Here is a 25289-nt window from a genome sequence, read left to right on the forward strand (position 1 = left end):
ATGCTCGTTGACCTGCCAAGCGGCCCTCCTACACTTATCGGCCACTACCCGCAAAGGAATAGCCCCGATGAAAGCTGTGTTGTGCAAAACCCTGGGTCCGGCGCGCAACCTGGTGCTGGAAGAGGTGGCCAGCCCACTGCCGAAGAAGAACGAGATCCTGCTGGACGTGCAGGCTGCCGGGGTCAACTTCCCCGACACCTTGATCATCGAAGGCAAGTACCAGTTCCAGCCACCGCTGCCGTTCTCTCCGGGTGGCGAGGCAGCAGGCGTGGTGGCCGCCGTCGGCGAAAAGGCCGGCGCGTTCAAGGTCGGCGACCGGGTCATGGCGCTCACCGGCTGGGGTGCGTTCGCCGAGCAAGTGGCGGTGCCGTTCTATAACGTTCTGCCGATCCCGGCGAGCATGGACTTCACCACCGCTGCGGCCTTCGGCATGACCTACGGCACCTCGATGCACGCCCTGCGCCAGCGTGGCCAGTTGCAAGCCGGCGAGACCCTGCTGGTACTGGGCGCTTCCGGCGGGGTGGGCCTGGCGGCGGTGGAGATCGGCAAGGCCATGGGCGCGCGGGTGATCGCGGCGGCCAGCAGTGCCGAGAAACTGGCCGTGGCCAAGGCTGCCGGGGCGGATGAGCTGATCGACTACAGCCAGGCCAACCTGCGCGAAGAAATCAAACGCCTGACCGGTGGCCAGGGCGTGGACGTGATCTATGACCCGGTCGGTGGCGAGCTGTTCGAACAAGCGGTGCGCGGGCTGGCCTGGAATGGCAGGCTGCTGGTGGTGGGTTTTGCCAGTGGCAGCATTCCACAGCTGGCGGCCAACCTGGTGCTGCTCAAGGGCGCGGCGGTACTGGGCGTGTTCTGGGGGGCATTTGCCCAGCGCCAGCCGGAGGACAACGCGGCCAACTTTCACCAGCTGTTTGCCTGGCATGCCGAGGGCAAGTTGAAGCCGCTGGTGTCGCAGACTTATCCACTGGAAGAAGCCGGGGCTGCTATCGAGAAGCTGGGGCAACGGCAGGCGGTGGGTAAGTTGGTGGTGCTGGCCAGGTAAGGCAGTACCGGCCTCTGCGCGGTCGCCTGTAGGCGCGGGTTTACCCGCGAAAGGGCCGGGCCTGCCGGCCAATTCCACCCGCCGTTCACCGTTGTCGGCACCACCGTATTCGCGGGTAAACCCGCGCCTACAGGGATTACCCGCGAAGAGGCCGGAACAGGTTGCTCACACTTCGCGCAGATTGTGGCAACGCCTGAATCGCGCTTCCAGGTTGCGATCGGGCATCTGGTGACTGCGCAGTGCATTCAAGGTCTGCTCGACATAGTCACGCGTGGTGCCATAACGCCCCTTGGCACTGGCCAGGATCTGGCTGAGCAACGTATCCGGCAAGTTACCGGCATAGCACGGCAGATGCCGCTCCAGTACAAAGCCCAAGGCCTGCACCTTGCTACCATCGCCCAGGCGGCAGTTGAGCCAGTGCGGCCGGTATGCCGGATAGGGCATCTCGCGTTGCCACAGGGCCATCAGTGAGTCGTCCAGGTTGCGTTCATCCAGCCGGTAGGCAAAGCCGCTGCAGGAGCCACCGCGGTCCAGGCCAAACACCAGCCCGGGCGTTTCCGGGGTACCGCGATGTTCATGCGACCACAGGTACAAGCCACGGTGATAACCATGTACCCGCGCGCGCTGGCGCTCCACCGAATTGCACTCCGGGCGCCAGATCAACGAACCATAGGCAAACAGCCACACCGGCCCACCCTGATGCCTGGACATGGTTGTTTTCATGGAGCTGAACAACTGTTCGCGAGTATGTTGCTGACCGAAATCAAGTGCCGGAGGGTATGAAACTTCCCAAGACATACTTTCAAGTGCCGACATAAGCTGCCGCCATTATTCCTGTGAACTACGGATGTAGCGAGCTTCGATTACGCTGCGGCCCCAGGCCGCTTTACCAAGGGCGCTTGCAGTAACCATAGGCCAGAATTGCAGGAATACTCAAGCCCTTGAGCACGTGTTTCATACACGGCTCCGACGACTGGGAAGTACTGTTTCAGCAGCGGTGAAAGTTATTGGCCAAGGCGGTAACAATTACCGCCTTATACCGACACTTTCAAACTTCGGTTATTAACCGCGCGGCGCATAGGCGAACACATCGGCACGCATGCGGTGCGCATCCATACCGGCTTCGACCAAGGCGTCGAGCGTGGCGTAGATCATGTTCGGTGAGCCGCTGGCATACACATGCACGCTATTGAGGTCGGCAATGTCGTCGCAGACCGCTTCATGCAGCATGCCGCAGCGGCCTTCCCAGCCACACAGGTCGCTGACCACTTGATGCAGGAACAGGTTAGGCAGACGCTGCCATTCGTCCCAGTGCTCGATCTGATAGAAATCCTCGGGCCGGCGCACCCCCCAGTACAGGTGTACCGGGTGCTTGAAGCCCTGAGCCCGGCAGTGCTCGACCAGGCTGTGCATCTGGCCCATGCCAGTGCCGGCGGCAATCAGCACCAGCGGCCCGTCGGGCAGCTCGGCCAGGTGGGTGTCGCCAAACGGCATTTCAATGCGCGCCAGGCCATCTCGCCTCAGCTGGTCGATCAGTTGCACCGCACTGGGCTCACGCGCCAGCACATGCAGCTCCAGTTCACGCCCGGCATGTGGCGCGGACGCCAGCGAGAAAGCTGCCTGCTTGCCGCCCTCACGTTCGATCATCAGGTATTGCCCCGCGTGATAACGCAGAGGTTTACCGGCAGGCGCACGCAGGCGCACCCGCCAGACGTCGCCGCCGACGTCGACGCACTCACTGACGCTGCACGCCAGCTTGCGCACTGGCAGCTCGCCCAAGGCAAGCACACCGTCCCAGAGCAACACGCAGTCCTCCAGCGGTTCGGCAATGCAGGTGAACAACTCACCATGGTCGCGGACTTCGCCATCCTGGCGAACCCGTCCTTCAACCAACAACGCGGCGCAAACATGGCAATTGCCATTGCGGCAGCTGTTTGGGCAGTCATAGCCCAGCCGCCGTGCTCCATCCAGGATCCGTTCCCCGGGTTCAAGCGCCAGCACCGCCCCGGACGGCTGCAACGTTACCTGCATCAATCTATTCCCAACTGATCCCACAGCTCATCGATACGGCGGGTGACGGCCTCATCCTTGACGATGACCCGGCCCCATTCGCGTGTAGTCTCGCCCGGCCACTTGTGAGTAGCGTCCAGGCCCATCTTCGAACCCAGCCCCGACACCGGTGACGCAAAGTCCAGGTAGTCGATCGGGGTGTTGTCAATCATTACCGTATCACGCTTGGGGTCCATGCGCGTGGTAATGGCCCAGATCACATCGTTCCAGTCACGAGCGTTGATATCGTCATCGGTGACAATAACGAACTTGGTGTACATGAACTGTCGCAGGAACGACCACACACCCAGCATTACGCGCTTGGCGTGGCCTGGGTACTGTTTCTTCATGGTCACCACCGCCATGCGGTACGAGCAGCCTTCCGGCGGCAGGTAGAAGTCGGTGATTTCCGGGAACTGCTTCTGCAGGATCGGCACGAACACTTCGTTCAGCGCCACGCCGAGAATGGCCGGCTCATCTGGCGGCCGGCCGGTGTAGGTGCTGTGGTAGATCGGTTTTTGCCGGTGGGTGATGCGCTCAACGGTGAACACCGGGAAACTGTCCACTTCGTTGTAGTAGCCCGTGTGATCGCCGTAAGGGCCTTCCGGGGCCATTTCGCCTGGGTGGATCACCCCTTCCAGAATGATCTCGGCGGTTGCCGGTACCTGCAGGTTGCTGCCACGGCACTTGACCAGTTCGGTGCGATTGCCTCGCAGCAGGCCGGCGAAGGCGTACTCGGAAAGGGTGTCCGGGACCGGGGTCACCGCGCCGAGAATGGTCGCTGGGTCAGCGCCCAGGGCCACGGCGACCGGAAACGGCTGGCCGGGGTTCTTCTCGCACCACTCTCGGTAGTCGAGGGCGCCGCCACGGTGGCTGAGCCAGCGCATGATCACCTTGTTGCGGCCGATCACCTGCTGGCGGTAGATGCCCAGGTTCTGGCGGTCCTTGTTCGGACCACGGGTCACGGTGAGGCCCCAGGTAATCAGCGGCGCCACGTCGCCAGGCCAGCAGTGCTGAATCGGCAGCGTGCCAAGGTCGACATCGTCACCCTCGACCACCACTTCCTGGCACACCGCGTCCTTGACCACTTTTGGCGCCATCGACACGACCTTCTTGAAGATCGGCAGCTTCGACCAGGCGTCCTTCAGGCCCTTGGGCGGCTCGGGCTCCTTGAGGAAGGCCAGCAGCTTGCCGATTTCCCGCAGTTCGCTGACCGACTCGGCGCCCATGCCCATGGCCACCCGCTCCGGAGTACCGAACAGGTTGCCCAGCACTGGGATGTCGAAGCCGGTGGGCTTTTCGAACAACAATGCCGGGCCCTTGGCGCGCAGGGTGCGGTCGCAGACCTCGGTCATTTCCAGGACGGGGGAGATCGGTACCTGGATGCGCTTGAGCTCGCCGCGCTGTTCCAGGCCACGGATGAAGTCGCGCAAGTCGCGATACTGCATGCAGGAGCCTCGTGTTGGCCGTATCGGTCGGGGTGCAGAGTGTAGCGCCGTTCGGGCCTTGTTTGGGGGTGAAAATGCATTGGGGCCGCTTTGCACCCCTTCGCGGGCAAGCCCGCTCCTACAAGGGCCGCAGTGACCTGTGTAGGAGCGGGCTTGCCCGCGAAGGGCCGCAAGGCGGCCCCAATCAATCCAGCCTGAAACGCTCGCTTACTTGCGCTTCATCGACAGGAAGAACTCATCGTTGGTCTTGGTCTGCTTGAGCTTGTCGACCAGGAACTCGATGGCAGCGATTTCGTCCATCGGGTGCAGCAGCTTGCGCAGAATCCACATACGCTGCAGTTCGTCGTCAGCGGTCAGCAACTCTTCGCGGCGGGTGCCGGAGCGGTTGATGTTGATGGCCGGGAACACACGCTTCTCGGCGATGCGGCGGTCCAGCGGCAGCTCCATGTTGCCGGTGCCCTTGAACTCTTCGTAGATCACTTCGTCCATCTTCGAGCCGGTTTCAACCAGCGCAGTGGCGATAATGGTCAGCGAACCGCCTTCCTCGATGTTACGCGCAGCACCGAAGAAGCGCTTGGGCTTCTCGAGGGCGTGGGCGTCGACACCACCGGTCAGCACCTTGCCGGAGCTCGGGATCACGGTGTTGTAGGCACGCGCCAGTCGAGTGATCGAGTCCAGCAGGATAACCACATCTTTCTTGTGCTCGACCAGGCGCTTGGCCTTCTCGATCACCATCTCGGCAACCTGCACGTGGCGGGTTGGCGGCTCGTCGAAGGTGGAAGCAACCACTTCGCCACGCACGGTGCGCTGCATTTCGGTCACTTCTTCCGGGCGCTCGTCGATCAGCAGGACGATCAGGTGGCACTCAGGGTTGTTACGGGTGATGTTGGCCGCAATGTTCTGCAGCATGATCGTCTTACCGGCTTTCGGCGGGGCAACGATCAGGCCGCGCTGGCCTTTGCCGATCGGGGCGCACAGGTCGATGACGCGACCGGTCAAGTCCTCGGTGGAGCCGTTACCGGCCTCCATCTTCAGGCGCTTGTTCGGGAACAGCGGCGTCAGGTTTTCGAACAGGATCTTGTTCTTCGCGTTTTCCGGGCGGTCGAAGTTGATGGTATCGACCTTCAGCAGGGCGAAGTAACGCTCCCCTTCCTTCGGTGGGCGGATCTTGCCGACGATGGTGTCGCCGGTACGCAGGTTGAAACGGCGGATCTGGCTGGGCGAGACATAGATGTCGTCTGGGCCGGCCAGGTAGGACGCATCAGCCGAACGCAGGAAACCGAAACCATCCTGGAGAATCTCCAGCACGCCGTCACCCGAGATCTCTTCGCCGCTTTTCGCATGCTTCTTCAGCAGGGCGAAAATCACGTCCTGTTTGCGCGAACGGGCCATGTTTTCGATGCCCATCTGTTCGGCCATTTCCAAAAGATCGGTAATCGGCTTTTGCTTGAGTTCAGTCAGGTTCATAAGGGGAATGACGTAATCATGTAAGAAGGGAGAATTAAGCTTCTGGCTTAATGAGGCCGCGCCGCTGGATGGCGACAGGATCGCGTACTGATTCGAATTAGGGATGCTTCGGCGACGGCATGTAGAGGGCACTGGAAAAGCAGTGCGAGGCCGAATGTAACACTTGCTTTTTTCTGCGTCTAGTGCTCTGAAAAAGAAAAGCCCCGCATTTGCGGGGCCTTTTCACATCACAGGTGGGCGTCGAGGAATGCGGCCAGCTGCGATTTGGACAGTGCACCAACCTTGGTGGCTTCGACGTTGCCGTTCTTGAACAGCATCAGCGTCGGGATACCACGCACACCGTGCTTGGCCGGGGTTTCCTGGTTCTCGTCGATGTTCAGCTTGGCGACGGTCAGTTTGCCCTCGTAGGTGGAAGCGATGTCGTCCAGAACCGGAGCGATCATCTTGCATGGACCGCACCATTCAGCCCAGTAGTCGACCAGTACCGCGCCTTCGGCCTTCAGGACATCGGCTTCGAAGGAGGCGTCGGTGACATGTTTGATCAGATCGCTGCTCATGGATATCTCCAGGGTCGTAAGCAAAAAACGTGGCCCATGATAGCCGCACCTACGCCGGACAGGAAGCCACGGACGATTGAGTGTAACTATAGTTGCGCAAGACGGCGCGAATCGAAACTGTCATATGGCCGTCATAGAATCGAATGGCACATTGCCTTGCATCAAGGCCAGTACAACGGCTGAGTGTCACGCGTTGGCGATAGCCTGCTATCGTGGCACGATTGCCAGGTTAACGACCGAGAACAACCAGATCATGCCGCATACCATCGCGAAGAACCTGTCCCTGATCGCCGCCATCGACCTTGGCTCCAACAGTTTTCACATGGTCGTGGCCAAGGCCCACCATACCGAAATCCGTATCCTTGAGCGGCTCGGCGAGAAGGTTCAACTGGCCGCCGGCATCGACGAAGAGCGCATGCTCAGTGAAGAGGCAATGGAAAGGGGCCTGGATTGCCTCAAGCGCTTTTCCCAGCTGATCAACGGCATGCCGGCAGGCGCCGTGCGTATCGTCGGTACCAACGCCTTGCGCGAAGCGCGCAACCGTAACGAATTCATCCAGCGCGCCGAAGCCATCCTCGGCCACCCGGTGGAGGTCATCTCTGGCCGTGAAGAGGCGCGCCTGATCTACCTGGGCGTGTCGCACACCCTGGCCGACACCCCCGGCAAGCGCCTGGTGGCCGACATCGGCGGCGGCAGTACCGAGTTCATCATCGGCCAGCGCTTCGAGCCGCTGCTGCGTGAAAGCCTGCAGATGGGTTGCGTGAGCTTTACCCAGCGTTACTTCCGCGACGGCAAGATCACCCCGGCCCGCTATGCCCAGGCCTACACGGCCGCGCGCCTGGAACTGATGAGCATCGAAAATGCCCTGCACCGCCTGACCTGGGATGAGGCCATCGGCTCATCCGGCACCATTCGCGCCATCGGCGCTGCCATCAAGGCCGGTGGCCTGGGCAATGGCGAGGTCAACGCCGAAGGCCTGGCCTGGGTCAAACGCAAGCTGTTCAAGCTGGGCGAGGTCGACAAGATCGACTTCGACGGCGTCAAGCCAGACCGCCGCACTATCTTCCCGGCGGGCTTGGCGATTCTCGAAGCGATCTTCGATGCCCTTGAACTGAACCGCATGGACCACTGCGACGGCGCCCTGCGCGAAGGTGTGCTGTTCGATCTGCTTGGCCGCCACCACCACGAAGACGTGCGCGAACGCACCCTGAACTCGCTGATGGAGCGCTATCACGTGGACCAGGGCCAGGCTGCGCGCGTCGAGCGCAAGGCGTTGCACGCATTCGACCAGGTGGCCGACGCTTGGAACCTGAAAGACGGAAACTGGCGCGATCTACTGGGCTGGGCCGCGAAAGTGCACGAAATCGGGCTGGACATTGCCCATTATCACTACCACAAGCACGGCGCCTATCTGATCGAGCACTCGGACCTGGCAGGCTTTTCCCGGGAAGATCAGCAGATGATGGCCCTGCTGGTACGCGGCCACCGCCGCAACATCCCCAAGGACCGTTACGCCGAACTGGGTGATGAAGGGGTCAAGCTGCTGCGCCTGTGCGTGCTGCTGCGCTTTGCCATCCTGTTCCACCACATCCGCGGCACTCAGCAAATGCCAAAGGTAGAACTGCACGGCGGGGACAACAGCCTGGATGTAGCTTTCCCTGACGGTTGGCTGGAGCAGAACCAGCTGACCCAGGCCGACTTCGCCAACGAGGCGGAGTGGCTGGCCCGGGTCGGCTTCGTCCTCAGCGTACGTTGAGGACCGGGTTGCTCAGGCGCTCCAGCAAGGTCGCCTGAACGCTGCGCGGGTTCTGGTTGCCGGTCGGGGTGCTGCGCACGTAGCGCCCGTCCGGCTGCAAGGTCCAGGCGTGGGTATTGTCGGTCAGGTAGCCTTCCAGCTCCTTCTTCACCCGCAGCAACAGTTTTTTGCCTTCCACCGGGAAGCAGGTCTCGACACGCTTGTCGAGGTTGCGCTCCATCCAGTCGGCGCTGGACAGGTAGATCTGCTCTTCGCCGCCATTGAGGAAGTAGAACACCCGCGTGTGCTCGAGGAAGCGGCCAATGATCGAGCGCACCTGGATGTTGTGCGAAACCCCCGGAATGCCCGGGCGCAGGCAGCACATGCCACGCACCACCAAGTCGATTTTCACGCCCGACTGGCTGGCCTTGTACAGCGCCTTGATGACTTTGGCGTCGGTCAGCGAGTTGAACTTGGCGATGATGTGCGCCGGCTTGCCTTCAAGGGCAAACTGGGTTTCCCGCGCGATCATGTCGAGCATGCCCTTTTTCAGGGTGAACGGCGCATGCAGCAGCTTCTTCATGCGCAAGGTCTTGCCCATGCCGATCAACTGGCTGAACAGCTTGCCGACGTCTTCGGTGAGCGCATCGTCAGAGGTCAGCAGGCTGTAGTCGGTGTACAGGCGGGCGTTGCCGGCGTGGTAGTTACCGGTACCCAGGTGCGCATAACGCACGATCTCGCCCTGCTCGCGGCGCAGAATCAGCATCATCTTGGCGTGGGTCTTGAAGCCGACCACACCGTAGATCACTACCGCACCGGCCGCTTGCAGGCGGCTGGCCATCTGCAGGTTGGACTCTTCGTCAAAACGCGCACGCAACTCGATCACCGCAGTGACCTCCTTGCCGTTACGCGCTGCATCCACCAGGGCGTCGACGATTTCCGAGTTAGCCCCCGAGCGGTACAGGGTCTGGCGCACGGCGAGCACGTGCGGGTCCTTGGCGGCCTGGCGCAGCAGGTCGACCACTGGCGTGAAGGACTCGAACGGGTGCATCAGCAGGATGTCCTGCTTGCTGATCACACTGAAAATGTTGTCAGCGTTCGCCAGCAGCTTGGGGATCGCCGGGGTGAACGGTGTGTATTGCAGCTCCGGGTGGCTGTCCAGGCCGGTGATGCTGAACAGGCGGGTGAGGTTGACCGGGCCATTGACCTGGTACAGCTCACTTTCGCTGAGGCTGAACTGCTTCAACAGGTAGTCCGACAGGTGTTTCGGGCAGGTGTCGGCCACTTCCAGGCGCACGGCATCACCGTAGCGGCGCGAGAACAGCTCGCCGCGCAGCGCGCGGGCCAGGTCGTCGACCTCTTCAGAGTCAAGCGCCAGGTCGGCGTTGCGCGTCAGTCGGAACTGGTAGCAGCCCTTCACCTTCATGCCCTGGAACAGGTCGTCGGCGTGCGCGTGGATCATCGACGACAGGAACACATAGTTTGCGCCCGGGCCGCCCACCTCTTCCGGCACGCGAATAACCCGCGGCAGCAGGCGTGGCGCCGGAATGATCGCCAGGCCCGAGTCGCGACCGAAGGCGTCCACCCCCTCGAGCTCGACGATGAAGTTGAGGCTCTTGTTCACCAGCAGCGGGAACGGGTGAGTCGGGTCGAGGCCAATCGGGGTAATGATCGGGGCAATTTCGTCGCGGAAGTAGCGGCGTACCCAGGTCTTGAGCTTGGGTGTCCAGTAGCGGCGGCGGATGAAGCGGATCTGGTGCTTTTCCAGCTCTGGCAGCAGCACGTCGTTAAGGATCGCGTACTGGCGCTCTACCTCGATGTGCACCAGTTCGCTGATACGCGCCAGCGCCTGGTGCGGTTGCAGGCCATCGGCGCCGGCCTGTTCACGGGCGAAGTTGATCTGCTTCTTCAGGCCTGCGACACGAATCTCAAAGAACTCGTCGAGGTTGCTGGAGAAGATCAACAGGAACTTGAGGCGTTCCAGCAGCGGGTAGCTCTCATCCAGTGCCTGCTCCAGCACCCGGATATTGAACTGCAGTTGCGAGAGTTCGCGATGAATGTACAGGCTGCTGTCGTCCAGGCCAGGGACGGCGATGGCCGGGGACGGCGCGGGCACCGGAGCTGCAGGCTCGGCCACCGGCTCCGCTACAGGCTCAGCCGCCGGAGGCAGGTCTGGCGGGGTCTGCAGCATCTCTTCTGGGAGCTCCTGAGCATCCTTGATCGCGACAGGGCTTAGCACTTCATTATTCATCTGGCGTTCCTGAGGACGTTAACGCCCTATCATCTATTGAGCGGCAAGATAAGCGCCCATTATGACGCCCGTGTTACACATATGGGCAAGCCGTGGCACGGGGCCTCTGGCATTGTCTGCGCTGGAATTGTTCACGTCGAGACACATTTGGACACTTTCACGAACGCGCGCGAAGGGGTAGGCTGCGCGTTCATTTCGCCAGCACCTCAGAAAATGCTTCAACAATTCCTGCAGGATTTCGGCTACTTCGCCCTTTTTCTAGGCACCTTCTTTGAAGGCGAGACCATTCTGGTGCTTGCGGGGTTCCTTGCGTTCCGCGGTTACATGGATATCAATCTGGTGTGCCTGGTGGCCTTCTTCGGCAGCTACGCGGGCGACCAGTTGTGGTACTTCATGGGCCGACGCCACGGGCGCAGGATCCTGGCGCGCAAGCCGCGCTGGCAGGCAATGGGCGACCGGGCGCTGGACCATATCCGCCGCCACCCCGATATCTGGGTGCTGAGCTTCCGCTTTGTCTATGGTTTGCGCACGGTCATGCCGGTGGCCATCGGCCTGTCGGGTTACCCGCCACGTCGCTACCTGCTGCTGAACGGGATTGGCGCGGGCATCTGGGCAGTGGCCCTGGGCGCCGCCGCCTACCACTTCGGCGCCATCCTCGAAGGCTTGCTGGGCAACGTCAAACGTTACGAGCTATGGGTGCTTGGCGGCCTGGTGGCGCTGGGCGGCCTGCTGTGGCTGCGCCGGCGCTTCCGTACTCTGCGCGCGGAGCGCAGGGCGGCGAGCCAGGCCCAGCCCCCAGAGGCTGAGCAGGCTGTAAGCCACGAGCAGAAACCAGGCCAGCGGCGCGACCACCGCTAAGCCCAAGGCGCCGGCCAGGTACAATGCCGGCGCATTCAGACACAACCGCGCCAGCTCCAGGCGTGCAGACCAGGGCCGGTTCTCCAGCAACGCGCCCAGCACGAACAAACCAAACGCCATCAGTGACCAGCCGAGCACCAGCGCGGCGGCCGGCACGCGGTCGGCCACGTCCATCAGGTAGCTGCCCAAGGCCACATAAACCACGAACTGCGCCGCCACATAGGCTTGCTGCCCGCGCCCCAGGGCAATCTCGAACTTGCGAAACAGCGCCAAGTCCTGTTTGGCCTGTGGGTAGCGTGCGGCCACATCGGCCGGGCGCCAGCCGGTAGGCATGAACCAGATACGCAGCTTGTCCCACAGGCTGGTGGTGCGCCGGGCGTCGTGCCAGAGCTGGGCATAGAACTGCAGGTTGGCCCATAGCGGGTTCCAGCTGGCCAGCGGCGTGGTCACCCCGAACACCACCGGCTCGGCCGGGTCCTCCTCCTTGAAAGTGCCGAACAGACGGTCCCAAAGAATGAACACACCACCGTAATTGCGATCCAAGTAAGCAGGGTTTTGCGCATGGTGGACGCGATGATTGGACGGCGTGATCAACACCCACTCCAGCCAGCCAAGTTTAGGGATATGCCGGGTATGCACCCAGAACTGATACAGCAGGTTGAGCGAGGCGACGGTGATGAACACCAGTGGCGGCACACCCAGCAGCGCCAGCGGCAGGTAGAACAACCACGAGAAGAGGAACCCGCTACTGGTCTGGCGCAGCGCCGTGGTGAGGTTGTACTCCTCGCTCTGGTGATGCACCGAGTGCGCAGCCCACAGTACGTTGCGCTCATGCCCCAGGCGGTGCAGCCAGTAGTAGCAGAAGTCGTACAGGACAAAGGCCAGCAACCAGACCCACCCTGCCTGCGCCGGCAATTGCAACAGCGCCAGGTGCTCGAAGACCAGAGCATAGGTGACCAGCCCTACGCCTTTGGTCAGCAGGCCGGTACTGGTCGACAGTGCGCCGGTACTCAGGCTGTTGATCGAGTCGGCCAGGGTGAAGTTGTGCTGGCCGCGCACGCGGTCGGCGACCAGCTCGACGGCTATCAGCACAAAAAAGAACGGCACGGCCAGCAGTATCAGGTCCATGGGCGCGACCTCAGGCGTTATCCACCAAGATTAGGCCGCCCCCGCAGGAATCCCTATGGCGACATCTGCCAAACTAGAGGACATTTAGCGCCTCGACACTGGAGTAATGAGCATGACAAAAAAAGTAGCGGTGATTCTTTCCGGCTGTGGCGTGTATGACGGCGCCGAAATCCACGAAAGCGTGATCACGCTGCTGCGCCTCGACCAGCGCGGTGCGCAGGTGCAGTGCTTCGCGCCGAACATCGCACAGATGCATGTAATCAACCATCTGACCGGCGAAGAAATGCCCGAATCGCGCAATGTGCTGGTGGAGTCGGCGCGCATTGCCCGCGGCGAGGTCAAGGATATCCGTGAAGCCAAGGCCGAAGACTTCGACGCACTGATCGTGCCGGGCGGTTTCGGGGTGGCTAAAAACCTGTCCAACTTTGCCGTGGAAGGCGCCAACTGCAGCGTGAACCCAGACGTGCTGGCCTTGGCCGAAGCCTTTGCCGACGCCTGCAAACCCGTTGGCCTGATCTGCATCTCGCCGGCGCTTGCGGCGAAGATCTACGGGCCGGGCGTGGTCTGCACCATCGGGAGCGATGCCGGCACTGCAGCGGCTATCGAGAAGATGGGCGGCACCCATGAAGCGTGCGATGTACACGACATTGTCGAAGACACCCAGCGCAAGCTCGTGACTACCCCGGCGTACATGGAGGCCAAGTCGATCAGCGAGGCGGCGGGCGGGATCTACAAGCTGGTGGACCGAGTGCTGGAGCTGACGCACGAGTAAATTACTGCGTTGGCTTCTTCACGGGCATGCCCGCTCCCACAGGCCCAGCGCAGGCTTCAAGGCCACTCGGTACCTGTGGGGGCAACTCATGAAAAGCCTGCGCGATCACCTGTAGGAGCGGGTTTACCCGCGAACACCGGCAAAGCCGGTGCCATCCACCGCGCCACGCTGGGCTGTCGCCGACAGGAACCGTGTCAGCGCTCAGCTTTTCGAGAGGCGGGCAATGATCCGGTCCAGTGCATTGGCAAACGCCTGTTTCTCACGTTCGCCATAGGCCGCCTGCCCGCCCCCCACCTGCCCCTGCTCACGCAGCTCGGTGAACAGGTTGCGCGCCGCCAGGCGGTCGCCCATGTTGCGCTCGTCGAACTCACGCCCACGCGGGTCCAGTGCGGCCACGCCCTTTTTCACCAGGCGGTCGGCCAGCGGCACGTCACTGCAGATCACCAGCTCGCCAGGCACGGCGTGCTCCACAATGTAATCGTCGGCCGCATCCATGCCGCTGGGCACCACGATCAGACGCACGATCGCGAACGCCGGCTTGGCCACCGCCTGCCCCGCCACCATCACCACCTCGAACTTGCGCTTGAGGGCGAACTTGACGATCAGATCCTTGGCCGCCTTGGGGCAGGCGTCGGCATCGATCCATACACGCATTGGACACTCTCTACATGAACTCAATGCGCCCATCATGCCTGAAGCGCAGCGAAAGCTGGAGCAGGCCAGCGCTGGAAAAATGGCGCCAGAATTTCAATTACCGCTTATCCGACCCCGCCACTCAGGCTAAACTCGCCACAGCTTCAATGGCCTGCCCGAGCGCGCAATGAACCACCCTCACGAAATCCGCCCTGACCTGGACGAAGGCATCGACCGCAAGGTCCTGGCGACATTGCGTGCGCGCTTCCTGCATCTCAACCAGGGCCGACTGCAGCGGGCAAAGGAAGGCCTGTCAACGCGCCAGCAACAGGTACTGTCGTTGCTGCCGCTGCTGTTTCACGTGAACCACCCGCTATTGCCGGGTTACGTCTCCGGCAGCACCCCTGCGGGCGTATCGGCTTACGAGCCAAGCGCCGAGCTGGTGGCAGATGCCCAACGCCTGGCCCGCTCGTTCACTTACAAGGCCCAGCATGGCAACCCGCCACGCCCGATCCACGGCCTGTTCCTGATGGGCAGCCTGGGCTCGCTGGCGCAGGCCGAGCACAGCGACATGGACCTGTGGGTGTGCCATGCACCCGGCTTGCCCGAACAGCTGCTGGGTGAGCTGCGCCGCAAGTGCCAGCTGCTGGAGGCCTGGGCGGCAAGCCTGGGCGCCGAAGCACACTTTTTCCTGATCGACACACAGGGCTTCGCCCAGGGTCAGCGCGATGGCCAGCTCGGCTCCGACGACTGCGGCACCACCCAGCACTACCTGCTGCTGGACGAGTTCTACCGCACCACCCTGTGGCTGGCCGGGCGTACGCCGCTGTGGTGGCTGGTACCGGTGTACGAGGAACACAACTACTACAGCTACACCCAGACGTTGCTGTCCAAGCGCTTTATCCGCAGCCAGGAAGCCCTTGACCTCGGCAACCTGGCGCACATTCCGCCCGGTGAGTTCGTCGGCGCTGGCCTGTGGCAATTGTTCAAAGGCATCGACTCGCCCTACAAATCGCTGCTCAAACTGCTGCTGACCGAAGCCTACGCCGGCGAACACCCTGCGGTGCGCTGCCTGAGCCTGGACTACAAGCAGGCAGTATTTGCCAACCAGCTCGACCTCGACGAGCTGGACCCCTACGTGATGGTCTACCGGCGCATCGAACGTTACCTGCTGCAACGCGGCGAACCCGCGCGCCTGGAGCTGGTACGGCGCAGCCTGTACCTGAAGGTGAACAAGAAGCTCAGCGACCAAGGCCGCAGCCATGGCTGGCAACGCCGGCTGCTGCAGCGCCTGACCGACGAGTGGGGCTGGGACCAGCGCCAGTTGGCCCTGCTGGACAGCCGCAGCCAATGGAAAGTGCAGCAGGTTGCCGTCGAGCGGCGTGAGCTGGTGGCCGAGCTTAACCTCAGTTATCGCTTCCTCAGCCAGTTCGCTCGCACCCAGAACGCCAGCAGCCGCGCCGACCAGCGCGACCTCAATGTGCTGGGCCGGCGCCTGTACGCAGCCTTCGAGCGCCGCGCCGGCAAGGTCGAAGTGATTAACCCCGGCATCGCCCCTGACCTCGCCGAAGGCACCCTGACGCTGGTCCAGGCACCCAACCGCAAGGAGCCGGGCAGCTACCACTGGGAGCTGTACAGCGGCAACCTGAGCACCCATGAGGTGCAGCACTTCAGCCCGATCAAACGCTGCCGCGAGCTACTCGAACTGCTGACCTGGGCCCATCGCAACGGAGTGATCGACAGCAGCACCCGCATGGCGCTGCACCCAGGGGCCAGCGACCTTGGGGAATTTGAGCTGTTCAACCTGCTGGGCTGTCTGCGGCAAAGTATCCCCCTGCCCTTGCCGACCGTCAGCGAAGTGCGCCTTTTGCAGCCCAGCGTTGCCGATGAGGTGTTGTTGCTGGTCAACGTCGGCGTCGACCCGCTGCGCCACCACCGCGAGCTGAACGTTTTGATGACCACAGAGCGCACCGACGCGTTGAGCTACGCTGGCGTGCGCGAAAACCTGGTGCTGACCCTGGACCAGGTCACCGTCAACAGCTGGAACGAGGTACTGGTCCAGCGCTATGACGGTGAACACGCGCTGGTGCGCTGCCTGCGCGACTTCCTCAACAGCCCGGCGCAGCGCGGCCACCGGCCAAGGGTGCGAGTACGCTGCTTCTGCCAAAGCCGCGCCCAGCCGATCGGCCAGCGCGTAGAGGAAATTTTCGACACCGCCCAGCTGCTGCGGGATCAAGGGCTCCACCACCGCTACCTGCTGCAAGTGGCCCACCACACCCATGTGCTGGAGCTGTTGCCCGAGCATGTCAGCCTGACGACCCTGGCCGAGCATGAGGCGCTACTGGCCTACCTGGGCGAAGAGCGAGGCACCTACAGCCCGCTGTACCTGGATGCCAATGCGCTGCAGGACCACGACCTGCGCCTGGTGCTGGAGCAAGGCCGACCAGCCTGCATTCAGGTGTTCTACCGCCTGCAGGGCGGCTGGGCCGATGTGTATGTGCTGGATGAATACAACGCATTGTGGCAACAACGCCTGCCGCTGCATGACGAAGCGCATCTGCTGTTGCCACTGCAACGTTTTCTGCGCTCGGTGGTGATGCGCCGCGATGCCCGCCTGCCCCTCGATAGCCTGCGACCCGCCTCGCTGGATATCCACTACGCGCAGCTGCTGCCCACCGGCCCAGGCAAGGCACGCAACATCGAGCCGCGCCTGGCCCCGGCCGAGGGCAGCGACCAGCCTTACTATGAGGTACAGGCGATTATCCAGGCGGGTGTAGCGGGCGTGGCGCATGTGACGCTGTACTGCGACCAGCAGGAGTTTTCCGAGCTGGAACATGGTGAGCAGCTGTATGCGGTGGTGGCCAGGCAGATCATCGGTCAGCGCCGTGGCACAGCGCAGTACCGGTGCTATATCACCGACCTGGATTTGTCCGAGTTGCTGGATGACCGGCTGGGGGCAACGCAGGCCTACCTGAGCTACAAGCGGGTGCTGGAGCAGGCTCTGAATGAGGGGTTGGAGCAGGTTTTGGCGGAGGGCGCCTGAACTCGCAGCACAAGGCGGCGACAAAAGAGTGCATCTCTCTGTAGCAACAGCCTTGCGCTGCAAACGGGCCGCGAAACGGCCCCCTGGCCCTTACAGGTCGTAATCGCCCGCCGCCTCCGGCTGGTACTCCACTTCCAGCAGCTTCAGCTTGAGGGTCTTGCCCCCCGGTGCCGGCCAGTCGATCTGCTCGCCCACCGACAGCCCCAGCAAAGCGCAGCCAATCGGCGCCAGGATCGAGACCTTGCCTTCCGGCCCGGCATCCTTGGGGTACACCAGTGTCAGGTGGTAGTCCTTGCCGCTGGCTTCCTCACGGCAGTGCACCCGCGAGTTCATGGTCACCACGCCCGCCGGCACTTCCTCGTGACCGACCACCTGCTCGGCGCGGTCAAGCTCGTCCTGCAGGGCGAGCACACCCGGCGTACTCTCGTCGAGGCTGTCGATCAGACGCTCCAGACGTTGTACGTCCAATCGGGTGAGGATGAGGGAAGGCTTGGTGCTCATGATCCAGTCAGACTCCTTTGAACAGGCAGTTTTCAATGTGCAAATAAAGCAAAACCCCGCCCAAGGGCGGGGTTTGAGAAGGCTTTGGCGTCACCGACGCAGAACCCGACACTACCACAGCCGGGCAAATACTCAAGCCCCTGCGCTCAGTGTGCCTTAGCCTGCTCGCGCAAGACCTGGGCCTCGCGGCAGATCTGACGGCGCCGTTCGTCATCGGCCGAGCGCCATTCGCGAATGTGCTCGACATGCCGATGGCAACCGGTGCACACCCGCTGTTCGTCCAGCCGGCATACGCTGATGCACGGTGACGGCACTGCAGGGCTGACGTTGCTGTAAAGCGGCTTGGGCGGCCGGGCCTGGGCGCTACTCATGTCAGATTTCGTCGAAGTCCAGCTTCTCGCCGGCCCGCTCCCAGACGATACGCTCGAGCATTTCACCCAGCAACTCTTCGCTCTTTTCGCACACCCACTTGCCGCTGTCTTCGTCGTAATCGAAGTGGAAACCACCGGAGCGGTCGGCAAGCCACAGCTGGCGCAATGGCTCCTGACGGCTGAAGATCAGCTGGGCGCCGCCCTCGAACTTGACGGTCAGGACACCGGCGGAGTTCTCCATGTCCAGGTCCAGACCGCTCTCGTCGAACAGATCTTCCAGGGCCTGTTGGGTCGCGTCGACCAGATCATGGAAACGCGCTTCACTCAAACTCATTGCAGGAACCTCGAAATTGGCTGCGTTACAGGCAAGCCGGGCAAGATACGGGCGCTTGCCGCCGAATGCAAAGGTTTAGCCGTTGCGTTCACCGGCCTCTTCGCGGGCGAGCCCGCTCCTACGGGGGGCTGCGCAGAGGCTAAGCATAGCCCGCCCGGCGGACCGGTCCTTGCATAGGCAAGCCGCCGGTCGCTCGGTATACTCGGGCGCAATACTGCATTTTTCTAAGGATTTCACCCATGAAGCGCCTGATTTCCTCCTTCGCGGCGCTGGTCGCTGTTGCCTGCCTCGTTTCGGCCTGTGGCCAGAAAGGCCCGCTGTATCTGCCTGAAGATGGCGATAACGGCAAAGCGCACACGTCGCACCAGCACCAGCCAAAAGCCAAGCCGGCCCCGGCACAAGAACAGCAGCCCGAGCTGCAGTCCGAGTCCGAGTCCGAGCAGTCGCCAGCGCAGTAAGGAAACCAGATGAACGCTTTCAACTACCGCGACGGTGAGCTGTTCGCGGAAGGCGTGGCCCTGTCGGCCATTGCTGAACGTTACGGCACCCCCACCTATGTGTACTCGCGCGCCCACATCGAGGCCCAGTACCGTAGCTACGCAGACGCCCTGCAAGGCACCGAGCACCTGGTGTGCTTCGCGGTCAAGGCCAACTCCAACCTTGGCGTGCTGAACGTGCTGGCGCGCCTGGGCGCAGGCTTTGACATTGTTTCCGGTGGTGAACTGGAGCGTGTACTGGCCGCTGGCGGGCGTGCCGACCGCGTGGTGTTCTCCGGCGTTGGCAAAACCCGTGAAGACATGCGCCGTGCCCTGGAAGTTGGCGTGCACTGCTTCAACGTCGAATCCACCGACGAGCTGGAGCGCCTGCAAGTAGTCGCCGCCGAAATGGGCAAGGTTGCCCCGGTATCGCTGCGGGTCAACCCGGACGTCGATGCCGGTACTCACCCGTACATCTCCACCGGCCTTAAAGAAAACAAGTTCGGCATCGCCATTGCCGATGCCGAGGCCATCTACGTACGCGCCGCACAGCTACCGAACCTGGAAGTGGTCGGTGTCGACTGTCACATCGGCTCGCAACTGACCACCGTCGAGCCATTCCTCGACGCCCTCGACCGCCTGCTGGTGCTGGTCGACCGCCTGGCCGAGTGCGGCATACACCTGCGCCACCTGGACCTGGGTGGCGGTGTCGGCGTGCGCTACCGCGACGAACAGCCACCACAGGTGGCCGACTACATCAAGGCCATCCGCGAACGCGTGGGCGAGCGCGACCTGGCCCTGGTGTTCGAGCCTGGCCGCTACATCGTCGCCAACGCTGGCGTGCTGCTGACCCGCGTGGAATACCTCAAGCACACCGAACACAAGGACTTCGCGATCATCGATGCAGCGATGAACGACCTGATCCGCCCGGCCCTGTACCAGGCCTGGATGGGTGTCAGCGCGGTCAAGCCACGTGCAGGCGAAGGCCGTGCCTATGACCTGGTCGGCCCTATCTGCGAGACTGGCGACTTCCTCGGCAAGGACCGCGTACTCAACCTGGCCGAAGGTGACCTGCTGGCCGTAGAGTCCGCGGGCGCCTATGGTTTTGTCATGAGCTCCAACTACAACACCCGCGGCCGTTGCGCTGAAATCCTGGTCGACGGCGACCAGGCGTTCGAAGTACGCCGCCGCGAGACCGTCGCCGAACTGTATGCTGGCGAAAGCCTGCTGCCGGAGTAAGCCCATGCTGCTGCGTTTTACCAAGATGCATGGGCTGGGCAACGACTTCATGGTCCTGGACCTGGTCAGCCAGCACGCGCACATTCAGCCCAAGCACGCCAAGCAATGGGGTGACCGCCACACCGGCATCGGCTTTGACCAGTTGCTGATCGTCGAGGCGCCGAACAACCCGGAAGTGGACTTCCGCTACCGCATCTTCAACGCCGACGGCTCCGAGGTCGAGCAATGCGGCAACGGTGCGCGCTGCTTTGCCCGCTTTGTGCTGGACAAGCGCCTGACCGCGAAAAAGCGCATCCGCGTGGAAACCAAGAGCGGCATCATCGTGCTGGACGTGCAGAACGACGGCCAGGTGAGTGTCAACATGGGCCCGCCGCGCTTCATCCCTGCCGAAATTCCCTTTGTCGCCGACGCACAGGCGCCAAGCTACCCGCTGGAAGTTGACGGCCAGTTGTACTCGATAGCCGCCGTGTCCATGGGTAACCCGCACGCCGTGCTGCGTGTCGACGACGTGTTTACTGCGCCTGTGCATGAGCTGGGCCCGAAGATCGAAAACCACCCACGCTTCCCACAGCGGGTGAATGCCGGCTTCATTCAAGTCATCGACCGCCACCGCGCCAACCTGCGCGTGTGGGAACGCGGCGCCGGCGAAACCCAGGCTTGCGGCACCGGCGCCTGCGCCGCAGCCGTGGCGGCGATCAGCCAGGGCTGGATGGATTCCCCGGTGTCCCTCGACCTGCCCGGTGGTCGCCTGCACATCGAATGGGCCGGCCCCGGCAAGCCCGTGATGATGACCGGCCCGGCCGTACGCGTCTACGAAGGACAGGTTCGTCTCTAAACGAGTAACCGCCATGACCGATCAGCCCAAGGTTGTACCCAAGCAGTCCGACGAGCTCGATGCCGAAGCGGTGGTCGCCTACCTGCGCGCCCACCCCACCTTCTTCGCCGAGCACGACGAGCTGCTGATCGAACAGCACATCCCGCACCAGCGAGGAGACAGCGTGTCGCTGGTGGAACGCCAGCTCAAGCTGCTGCGTGACCGCAACATCGAAATGCGCCATCGCCTGTCGCAACTGATGGACGTGGCCCGCGACAACGACCGGCTGTTCGACAAGACCCGCCGGCTGATCCTTGACCTGCTCGATGCCGGCAGCCTGGAAGAAGTGGTAATGGCGGTCGAAGACAGCCTGCGCCAGGAATTCCAGGTGCCCTTCGTCAGCCTGATCCTGTTCGGCGACAACGTCGCGCCGGTGGGGCGCTGGGTCAGCAATGCCGAGGCGCAGCAAGCCATCGGTGCCCTGCTGGGCGGTGGCAAGACCGTCAGTGGCAACCTGCGCGAGCACGAGCTGGCTTTCCTGTTCGGTGAAGAACAGCGCCGGGAAGTAGGCTCCAGCGCCGTGGCAGCTCTTGAGTACCAAGGGCTGCATGGGGTTCTGGCCATCGGCAGCCGCGACCCGCAACACTACAAGAGTAGCGTCGGCACCCTTTTCCTCGGCTATATCGCCGAGGTGCTCGGCCGCGTTGTGCCACGCGTTACCCAGACACTGCGCTCGGTACGCTGATGAAACGCCAGCTGGAGGCTTATTGCGCACACCTGCGCAACGAGCGCCAGGTGTCGGAGCACACCTTGCTGGGCTACCGTCGCGACCTGGAAAAAGTCATCGCCTACTGCAAAGAACACGGCATTGCCGAGTGGCAGGCGCTGCAAATCCAGCAACTGCGCCAGCTGATCGCCCGCTTGCACCACCATGGCCAGTCCCCGCGCAGCCTGGCACGCCTGCTGTCGGCCGTGCGCGGCCTGTACCGTTACCTCAACCGCGAAGGCCTGTGCCAGCACGACCCGGCCACCGGCCTGAGCGCACCCAAAGGTGAGCGTCGGCTGCCCAAGGTACTGGATACCGATCGCGCACTGCAGCTGCTCGATGGTGGCGTCGACGACGACTTCATTGCCCGGCGTGACCAGGCGATCCTCGAGCTGTTCTATTCCTCAGGCCTACGCCTATCGGAACTGACCAACCTCGACCTTGATCACCTCGACCTCGCCGCCGGCCTGGTGCAGGTACTGGGCAAGGGTGGAAAAGCCCGCGTACTGCCTGTGGGTCGCAAGGCTCGCGAGGCGTTGCAGGCCTGGTACCGCTTGCGCGGCATCGGCAACCCACGCGACCGTGCAGTGTTCATCACCCGCCAGGGCAATCGCATCAGCCCCCAGGCAGTTCGGCTGCGGGTAAAGGCCGCCGGTGAGCGTGAGCTGGGCCAACATCTGCACCCGCACATGCTTCGCCATTCCTTCGCCAGCCATGTGCTGGAATCATCCCAGGACCTGCGCGCGGTGCAGGAGATGCTCGGCCACGCCGACATCAGCACGACGCAAATCTACACCCACCTGGACTTCCAGCACCTGGCCGCGGTGTACGACAGCGCCCACCCTCGGGCCAAACGCAGCAAAGGCACAGACTCATGAGCATCAAGCTGATCACCTTCGACCTCGACGATACCCTGTGGGACACCGCGCCGGTGATTGCTACCGCGGAAGTCGTGCTGCGCGACTGGCTCGAGGCCAACGCACCCACCCTCGGCAGTGTGCCGGTGGAACACCTGTTCGCCATCCGCGAGCGCCTGGTGCAAGCAGAGCCCGGCCTCAAGCACCGCATCAGTGCCCTGCGCAGGCGCGTGCTGTTTCATGCCCTGGAAGAGGTCGGCTACAGCGAGCAGCACGCACAGGCGCTGGCCAACGAAGGCTTCGAAGTGTTCCTGCATGCCCGCCACCAGGTGGAGATCTTCCCAGAGGTGCAGCCGGTGCTCGAAATCTTGCGCCATCAATACATCCTGGGCGTGGTCACCAACGGCAATGCCGACGTCAGCCGGCTAGGGCTGGCGGATTACTTCCGCTTTGCCCTGTGCGCCGAGGACCTGGGCATCGGCAAACCAGACCCTGCACCATTCCTTGAAGCGTTGCGCCGAGGCGAGGTGGACGCGGGTGCGGCAGTGCACATCGGCGATCACCCTGGCGATGACATTGCCGGTGCCCAGCGCGCCGGGTTGCGGGCGGTGTGGTTCAACCCGCAAGGCAAGGCCTGGGCTGGCGATCAGGCGCCGGACGCCGAGATCCAGCGCCTGTCGCAACTACCTGACGTGCTTGCACGCTGGCGCTGACGGGGCCGCTTTGCGGCCCATTCGCGGGCACGGGCAACACAAAACCCACAGGCGTAAAAAAGCCCGCAGCGACGGCGGGCTTTTTTGCGATCAGCCACTCAGATAGGGCGGCTGCCGTACTTGTTGTCCGGCTTCTTGGGCGGGTCAGCGACCACGTTGGCCTCGACTTCCTGCACCTTGCCGCCGCGAGAAAGGAATTCTTCCATCGCCTTGGCCAGTGCATCACGCTCTTTCTGCTTGGCTTCCATGCTCGGCATCTCGTCTACCGAGACTGCGGCCTTGGATTTGCCCTTGGCAACGGGTGCCGGGCTGCTGTCGTCATCGCCAGCGTCTTCAACGCCGTCATCAGCCGCCCCTTCAAGGACCTCATCACCCTCGTCTTCGTCGCCTACTTCGAGGTCATCATTTTCCAGATCGTCGTCGCTCATGTTCTACCTCATGACTTGCGAAAAGCAGGTTGGTTATAGACCAGTGCAGCCGTAGACCGGCAGCCACCAGTGAAAATTCAACTGGCCGTGGGTTAGGCCACTGCCCTTGGGTCGGCACTCCTGATGGGAGGCGGCACCCAGCAGGCCCTGCTCCTGGCAGGACCTGACAAATCCATTAGCCCCTGCTGGCCACACGCTATTGGCAAGCCTAGCAAAGGCTGGCGAAGTGTGTGGACTACTCGTCAAACACCCTTCGGCGCGCATTCTAGCGCGCCCGTGGAAAAAGCAAAGCACCATAAACGCCCTGTGGCTTGTAAGTTTTTTACCTACGTCACGAACGTGTCGAATAAACCGTTTGCCGTGCGGGAAATGCTGAAAAACTGGCAAAAAAATGCCCGGCAAGCCGGGCAAGTTTTTACCGCGTCGCAGTTACAGGTTGTAGCCGCGCTCGTTGTGCTGAGCCAGGTCAAGGCCGACCGACTCTTCTTCTTCGTTGACCCGCAGGCCCATCACCACATCCAGCACCTTGAGAATCACGTAGGTGACGATGGCGGTGTAGACCACGGTGAAAATCACACCTTTGGCCTGGATCCAGACTTGCATGCCGATGTCGGTGACGGTACCGAAGCCGCCCAGCGCCGGGGCCGCGAACACACCCGTGAGGATGGCACCGATGATGCCGCCAACACCGTGCACGCCGAAGGCATCCAGGGAATCGTCATAGCCGAGTTTGCGCTTGAGCGTGGTGGCGCAGAAGTAGCAGAGCACACCCGAAACCAGGCCGATAATCAGCGCACCAATCGGCCCGACGGTGCCCGCAGCCGGGGTGATGGCAACCAGGCCAGCAACCACGCCCGAAGCGATGCCCAGAGCACTTGGCTTACCGTGACCGACCCACTCGGCGAACATCCAGCCCAGGGCGGCGGCGGCGGTAGCGATCTGAGTGACCAGCATGGCCATGCCGGCAGTACCGTTGGCGGCAGCAGCAGAGCCTGCGTTGAAACCGAACCAGCCGATCCACAGCATCGCTGCGCCCATCAGGGTATAGCCGAGGTTGTGCGGGGCCATCGGCGTGGTCGGGTAGCCCTTGCGCTTGCCCAGTACCAGGCAGCAGACCAGGCCTGCGATACCGGCGTTGATGTGCACCACGGTGCCGCCAGCGAAGTCCAGTACGCCCCAGTCCCACATCAGGGCACCGTCACCGCTCCACACCATGTGTGCGATCGGCGCATACACCAGGGTGAACCAGATGCCCATGAAGACCAGCATCGCCGAGAACTTCATGCGCTCGGCAAAGGCGCCGACGATCAAGGCCGGGGTGATGATGGCGAACGTCATCTGGAAGGTGATGAACACCGCTTCAGGGAACAGCGCGGTGGCCGAGGTCAGGCTGTTGGGCGTGACGCCGCTGAGGAAGGCCTTGGAGAAGCCGCCAACGAAAGAGTTGAAGTTGAGCACGCCCTTTTCCATACCGGCGGTATCGAAGGCCATGCTGTAGCCGTAGACGACCCAGAGAATGCTCATCAGGCCGGTAATTGCAAAGCACTGCATCATCACCGACAGCACGTTCTTGGAACGCACCATGCCGCCATAGAACAGGGCCAGGCCTGGAATGGTCATGAACAGCACCAGCGCCGTTGCGGTCAGCATCCAGGCGGTGTCGCCGGAGTTCAGCGCTGGGGCAGCTTCCTCTGCCAGGGCAAGCCCGGGCATTACGAGGGACAATAGGGCTCCTAGCCCTGCGATCTTACGCAGAGTCATGTTGTTTTCTCCTGGGGCGTTGGGTTTGGTGAGGCTTTGTTGC

At 62.6% G+C, this 25289-nt stretch carries 23 protein-coding genes and 1 pseudogene; 11 read left to right on the plus strand and 13 right to left on the minus strand.

Features of this window, described 5'->3' with window-relative positions; translation table 11 throughout:
- Positions 1–67: 67 nt before the first annotated feature.
- A complete protein-coding gene (locus KW568_RS27825; RefSeq protein ID WP_003253669.1) occupies positions 68–1045 on the plus strand; it encodes an NADPH:quinone oxidoreductase family protein in 978 nt (325 codons plus the stop codon).
- Between the two features lie 165 nt (positions 1046–1210).
- On the opposite strand, the gene KW568_RS27830 is transcribed toward KW568_RS27825, so the two are convergent.
- The 5 genes from KW568_RS27830 to trxA all read right to left on the minus strand — a co-directional run bounded on the left by KW568_RS27830 (position 1211) and on the right by trxA (position 6566).
- Entirely contained in the window at positions 1211–1861 is a 651-nt protein-coding gene (locus KW568_RS27830) for a gamma-glutamylcyclotransferase (RefSeq protein WP_012054059.1), read from the minus strand.
- Between the two features lie 246 nt (positions 1862–2107).
- Positions 2108–3076: a CDP-6-deoxy-delta-3,4-glucoseen reductase gene (locus KW568_RS27835; protein ID WP_003253665.1), complete on the minus strand. Its 969-nt coding sequence runs from the start codon at positions 3074–3076 to the stop codon at positions 2108–2110.
- The gene (gene ubiD, locus KW568_RS27840) at positions 3076–4542 is read right to left on the minus strand and encodes a 4-hydroxy-3-polyprenylbenzoate decarboxylase (RefSeq protein ID WP_003253663.1); all 1467 of its coding nucleotides are present in this window, start codon (positions 4540–4542) and stop codon (positions 3076–3078) included. The genes KW568_RS27835 and ubiD overlap by 1 nt, the downstream gene beginning before the upstream one ends.
- 207 nt (positions 4543–4749) lie before the next feature.
- A complete protein-coding gene (gene rho / locus KW568_RS27845; protein ID WP_003253661.1) occupies positions 4750–6009 on the minus strand; it encodes a transcription termination factor Rho in 1260 nt (419 codons plus the stop codon).
- Between the two features lie 227 nt (positions 6010–6236).
- Positions 6237–6566 (minus strand): thioredoxin TrxA, encoded by a 330-nt coding sequence (gene trxA, locus KW568_RS27850; RefSeq protein ID WP_003253660.1) that lies wholly within the window; start codon positions 6564–6566, stop codon positions 6237–6239.
- 253 nt (positions 6567–6819) lie between these two features.
- Between trxA and ppx the strand changes: the two genes are divergently transcribed.
- A complete protein-coding gene (ppx, locus tag KW568_RS27855) occupies positions 6820–8322 on the plus strand; it encodes an exopolyphosphatase (RefSeq protein ID WP_003253659.1) in 1503 nt (500 codons plus the stop codon).
- Here ppx and ppk1 read toward each other — a convergent pair.
- Positions 8309–10552 (minus strand): polyphosphate kinase 1, encoded by a 2244-nt coding sequence (ppk1, locus tag KW568_RS27860; RefSeq protein WP_003253658.1) that lies wholly within the window; start codon positions 10550–10552, stop codon positions 8309–8311. The genes ppx and ppk1 overlap by 14 nt on opposite strands.
- A 213-nt stretch (positions 10553–10765) precedes the next feature.
- On the opposite strand from ppk1, the gene KW568_RS27865 reads away from it, so the two are divergent.
- Positions 10766–11410: a DedA family protein gene (locus KW568_RS27865; RefSeq protein ID WP_012054060.1), complete on the plus strand. Its 645-nt coding sequence runs from the start codon at positions 10766–10768 to the stop codon at positions 11408–11410.
- 501 nt (positions 11411–11911) lie between these two features.
- Here KW568_RS27865 and KW568_RS27870 read toward each other — a convergent pair.
- Positions 11912–12538 (minus strand): annotated as a pseudogene (locus tag KW568_RS27870) (sterol desaturase family protein); the annotation flags it as partial.
- A gap of 112 nt (positions 12539–12650) precedes the next feature.
- Here KW568_RS27870 and elbB point away from each other — a divergent pair.
- Positions 12651–13310 (plus strand): isoprenoid biosynthesis glyoxalase ElbB, encoded by a 660-nt coding sequence (elbB, locus tag KW568_RS27875; RefSeq protein WP_004575829.1) that lies wholly within the window; start codon positions 12651–12653, stop codon positions 13308–13310.
- Positions 13311–13511: 201 nt separating this feature from the next.
- On the opposite strand, the gene KW568_RS27880 is transcribed toward elbB, so the two are convergent.
- Positions 13512–13964 carry a YaiI/YqxD family protein gene (locus tag KW568_RS27880; RefSeq protein ID WP_003253654.1) on the minus strand — a complete coding sequence of 151 codons (453 nt, stop codon included), beginning with the start codon at positions 13962–13964 and terminating at the stop codon, positions 13512–13514.
- A gap of 166 nt (positions 13965–14130) precedes the next feature.
- Between KW568_RS27880 and KW568_RS27885 the strand changes: the two genes are divergently transcribed.
- Complete coding sequence (locus tag KW568_RS27885) at positions 14131–16986, plus strand: class I adenylate cyclase (protein ID WP_004575828.1); 2856 nt, start codon at positions 14131–14133, stop codon at positions 16984–16986.
- A 90-nt stretch (positions 16987–17076) separates the two neighbouring features.
- On the opposite strand, the gene rnk is transcribed toward KW568_RS27885, so the two are convergent.
- From rnk to cyaY, 3 genes are all read right to left on the minus strand, one after another.
- A complete protein-coding gene (gene rnk / locus KW568_RS27890) occupies positions 17077–17487 on the minus strand; it encodes a nucleoside diphosphate kinase regulator (RefSeq protein ID WP_003253652.1) in 411 nt (136 codons plus the stop codon).
- A 146-nt stretch (positions 17488–17633) separates the two neighbouring features.
- Positions 17634–17858, minus strand: a complete 225-nt coding sequence (locus KW568_RS27895) for a DUF1289 domain-containing protein (RefSeq protein ID WP_003253651.1) — start codon at positions 17856–17858, stop codon at positions 17634–17636.
- Position 17859: 1 nt separating this feature from the next.
- Positions 17860–18192: an iron donor protein CyaY gene (gene cyaY / locus KW568_RS27900; RefSeq protein WP_004575827.1), complete on the minus strand. Its 333-nt coding sequence runs from the start codon at positions 18190–18192 to the stop codon at positions 17860–17862.
- Positions 18193–18431: 239 nt separating this feature from the next.
- Between cyaY and lptM the strand changes: the two genes are divergently transcribed.
- From lptM to KW568_RS27930, 6 genes are read left to right on the plus strand one after another with little or no spacing between them, the layout of a single operon-like run.
- Complete coding sequence (gene lptM, locus KW568_RS27905) at positions 18432–18650, plus strand: LPS translocon maturation chaperone LptM (RefSeq protein ID WP_003253649.1); 219 nt, start codon at positions 18432–18434, stop codon at positions 18648–18650.
- A 9-nt stretch (positions 18651–18659) separates the two neighbouring features.
- Positions 18660–19907 carry a diaminopimelate decarboxylase gene (gene lysA / locus KW568_RS27910; RefSeq protein WP_003253648.1) on the plus strand — a complete coding sequence of 416 codons (1248 nt, stop codon included), beginning with the start codon at positions 18660–18662 and terminating at the stop codon, positions 19905–19907.
- A 4-nt stretch (positions 19908–19911) separates the two neighbouring features.
- On the plus strand, positions 19912–20742 hold the full coding sequence (dapF, locus tag KW568_RS27915) for a diaminopimelate epimerase (protein ID WP_003253647.1): 831 nt from the start codon (positions 19912–19914) through the stop codon (positions 20740–20742).
- A gap of 13 nt (positions 20743–20755) precedes the next feature.
- On the plus strand, positions 20756–21466 hold the full coding sequence (locus KW568_RS27920; RefSeq protein WP_004575826.1) for a DUF484 family protein: 711 nt from the start codon (positions 20756–20758) through the stop codon (positions 21464–21466).
- Entirely contained in the window at positions 21466–22365 is a 900-nt protein-coding gene (xerC, locus tag KW568_RS27925) for a tyrosine recombinase XerC (RefSeq protein ID WP_003253645.1), read from the plus strand. Before KW568_RS27920 ends, xerC begins: the two co-directional genes overlap by 1 nt.
- On the plus strand, positions 22362–23057 hold the full coding sequence (locus KW568_RS27930) for an HAD family hydrolase (protein ID WP_003253644.1): 696 nt from the start codon (positions 22362–22364) through the stop codon (positions 23055–23057). The genes xerC and KW568_RS27930 overlap by 4 nt, the downstream gene beginning before the upstream one ends.
- Positions 23058–23155: 98 nt before the next feature.
- Here KW568_RS27930 and sutA read toward each other — a convergent pair whose 3' ends face one another.
- Both sutA and KW568_RS27940 read right to left on the minus strand, forming a co-directional pair.
- Positions 23156–23485 carry a transcriptional regulator SutA gene (gene sutA / locus KW568_RS27935; RefSeq protein WP_003253643.1) on the minus strand — a complete coding sequence of 110 codons (330 nt, stop codon included), beginning with the start codon at positions 23483–23485 and terminating at the stop codon, positions 23156–23158.
- Between the two features lie 429 nt (positions 23486–23914).
- Entirely contained in the window at positions 23915–25246 is a 1332-nt protein-coding gene (locus KW568_RS27940) for an ammonium transporter (RefSeq protein WP_003253642.1), read from the minus strand.
- Positions 25247–25289: the final 43 nt, after the last annotated feature.

This window comes from Pseudomonas sp. HD6515, from assembly GCF_024971855.1.
Taxonomy (GTDB): domain Bacteria; phylum Pseudomonadota; class Gammaproteobacteria; order Pseudomonadales; family Pseudomonadaceae; genus Aquipseudomonas; species Aquipseudomonas alloputida.

Excerpts from the sequence above, each read along its gene's own strand:
- elbB (WP_004575829.1), top strand. The coding sequence starts at position 12,651 with ATGACAAAAAAAGTAGCGGTGATTCTTTCCGGCTGTGGCGTGTATGAC.
- KW568_RS27895 (WP_003253651.1), bottom strand. The coding sequence starts at position 17,858 with ATGAGTAGCGCCCAGGCCCGGCCGCCCAAGCCGCTTTACAGCAACGTC.
- trxA (WP_003253660.1), bottom strand. The coding sequence starts at position 6,566 with ATGAGCAGCGATCTGATCAAACATGTCACCGACGCCTCCTTCGAAGCC.
- KW568_RS27920 (WP_004575826.1), top strand. The coding sequence starts at position 20,756 with ATGACCGATCAGCCCAAGGTTGTACCCAAGCAGTCCGACGAGCTCGAT.
- KW568_RS27880 (WP_003253654.1), bottom strand. The coding sequence starts at position 13,964 with ATGCGTGTATGGATCGATGCCGACGCCTGCCCCAAGGCGGCCAAGGAT.
- cyaY (WP_004575827.1), bottom strand. The coding sequence starts at position 18,192 with ATGAGTTTGAGTGAAGCGCGTTTCCATGATCTGGTCGACGCGACCCAA.
- dapF (WP_003253647.1), top strand. The coding sequence starts at position 19,912 with ATGCTGCTGCGTTTTACCAAGATGCATGGGCTGGGCAACGACTTCATG.
- ppk1 (WP_003253658.1), bottom strand. The coding sequence starts at position 10,552 with ATGAATAATGAAGTGCTAAGCCCTGTCGCGATCAAGGATGCTCAGGAG.
- KW568_RS27885 (WP_004575828.1), top strand. The coding sequence starts at position 14,131 with ATGAACCACCCTCACGAAATCCGCCCTGACCTGGACGAAGGCATCGAC.
- KW568_RS27825 (WP_003253669.1), top strand. The coding sequence starts at position 68 with ATGAAAGCTGTGTTGTGCAAAACCCTGGGTCCGGCGCGCAACCTGGTG.
- KW568_RS27940 (WP_003253642.1), bottom strand. The coding sequence starts at position 25,246 with ATGACTCTGCGTAAGATCGCAGGGCTAGGAGCCCTATTGTCCCTCGTA.
- rnk (WP_003253652.1), bottom strand. The coding sequence starts at position 17,487 with ATGAGCACCAAGCCTTCCCTCATCCTCACCCGATTGGACGTACAACGT.
- xerC (WP_003253645.1), top strand. The coding sequence starts at position 21,466 with ATGAAACGCCAGCTGGAGGCTTATTGCGCACACCTGCGCAACGAGCGC.
- KW568_RS27865 (WP_012054060.1), top strand. The coding sequence starts at position 10,766 with ATGCTTCAACAATTCCTGCAGGATTTCGGCTACTTCGCCCTTTTTCTA.
- KW568_RS27835 (WP_003253665.1), bottom strand. The coding sequence starts at position 3,076 with ATGCAGGTAACGTTGCAGCCGTCCGGGGCGGTGCTGGCGCTTGAACCC.
- ppx (WP_003253659.1), top strand. The coding sequence starts at position 6,820 with ATGCCGCATACCATCGCGAAGAACCTGTCCCTGATCGCCGCCATCGAC.
- lptM (WP_003253649.1), top strand. The coding sequence starts at position 18,432 with ATGAAGCGCCTGATTTCCTCCTTCGCGGCGCTGGTCGCTGTTGCCTGC.
- sutA (WP_003253643.1), bottom strand. The coding sequence starts at position 23,485 with ATGAGCGACGACGATCTGGAAAATGATGACCTCGAAGTAGGCGACGAA.
- KW568_RS27930 (WP_003253644.1), top strand. The coding sequence starts at position 22,362 with ATGAGCATCAAGCTGATCACCTTCGACCTCGACGATACCCTGTGGGAC.
- ubiD (WP_003253663.1), bottom strand. The coding sequence starts at position 4,542 with ATGCAGTATCGCGACTTGCGCGACTTCATCCGTGGCCTGGAACAGCGC.
- rho (WP_003253661.1), bottom strand. The coding sequence starts at position 6,009 with ATGAACCTGACTGAACTCAAGCAAAAGCCGATTACCGATCTTTTGGAA.
- lysA (WP_003253648.1), top strand. The coding sequence starts at position 18,660 with ATGAACGCTTTCAACTACCGCGACGGTGAGCTGTTCGCGGAAGGCGTG.
- KW568_RS27830 (WP_012054059.1), bottom strand. The coding sequence starts at position 1,861 with ATGTCGGCACTTGAAAGTATGTCTTGGGAAGTTTCATACCCTCCGGCA.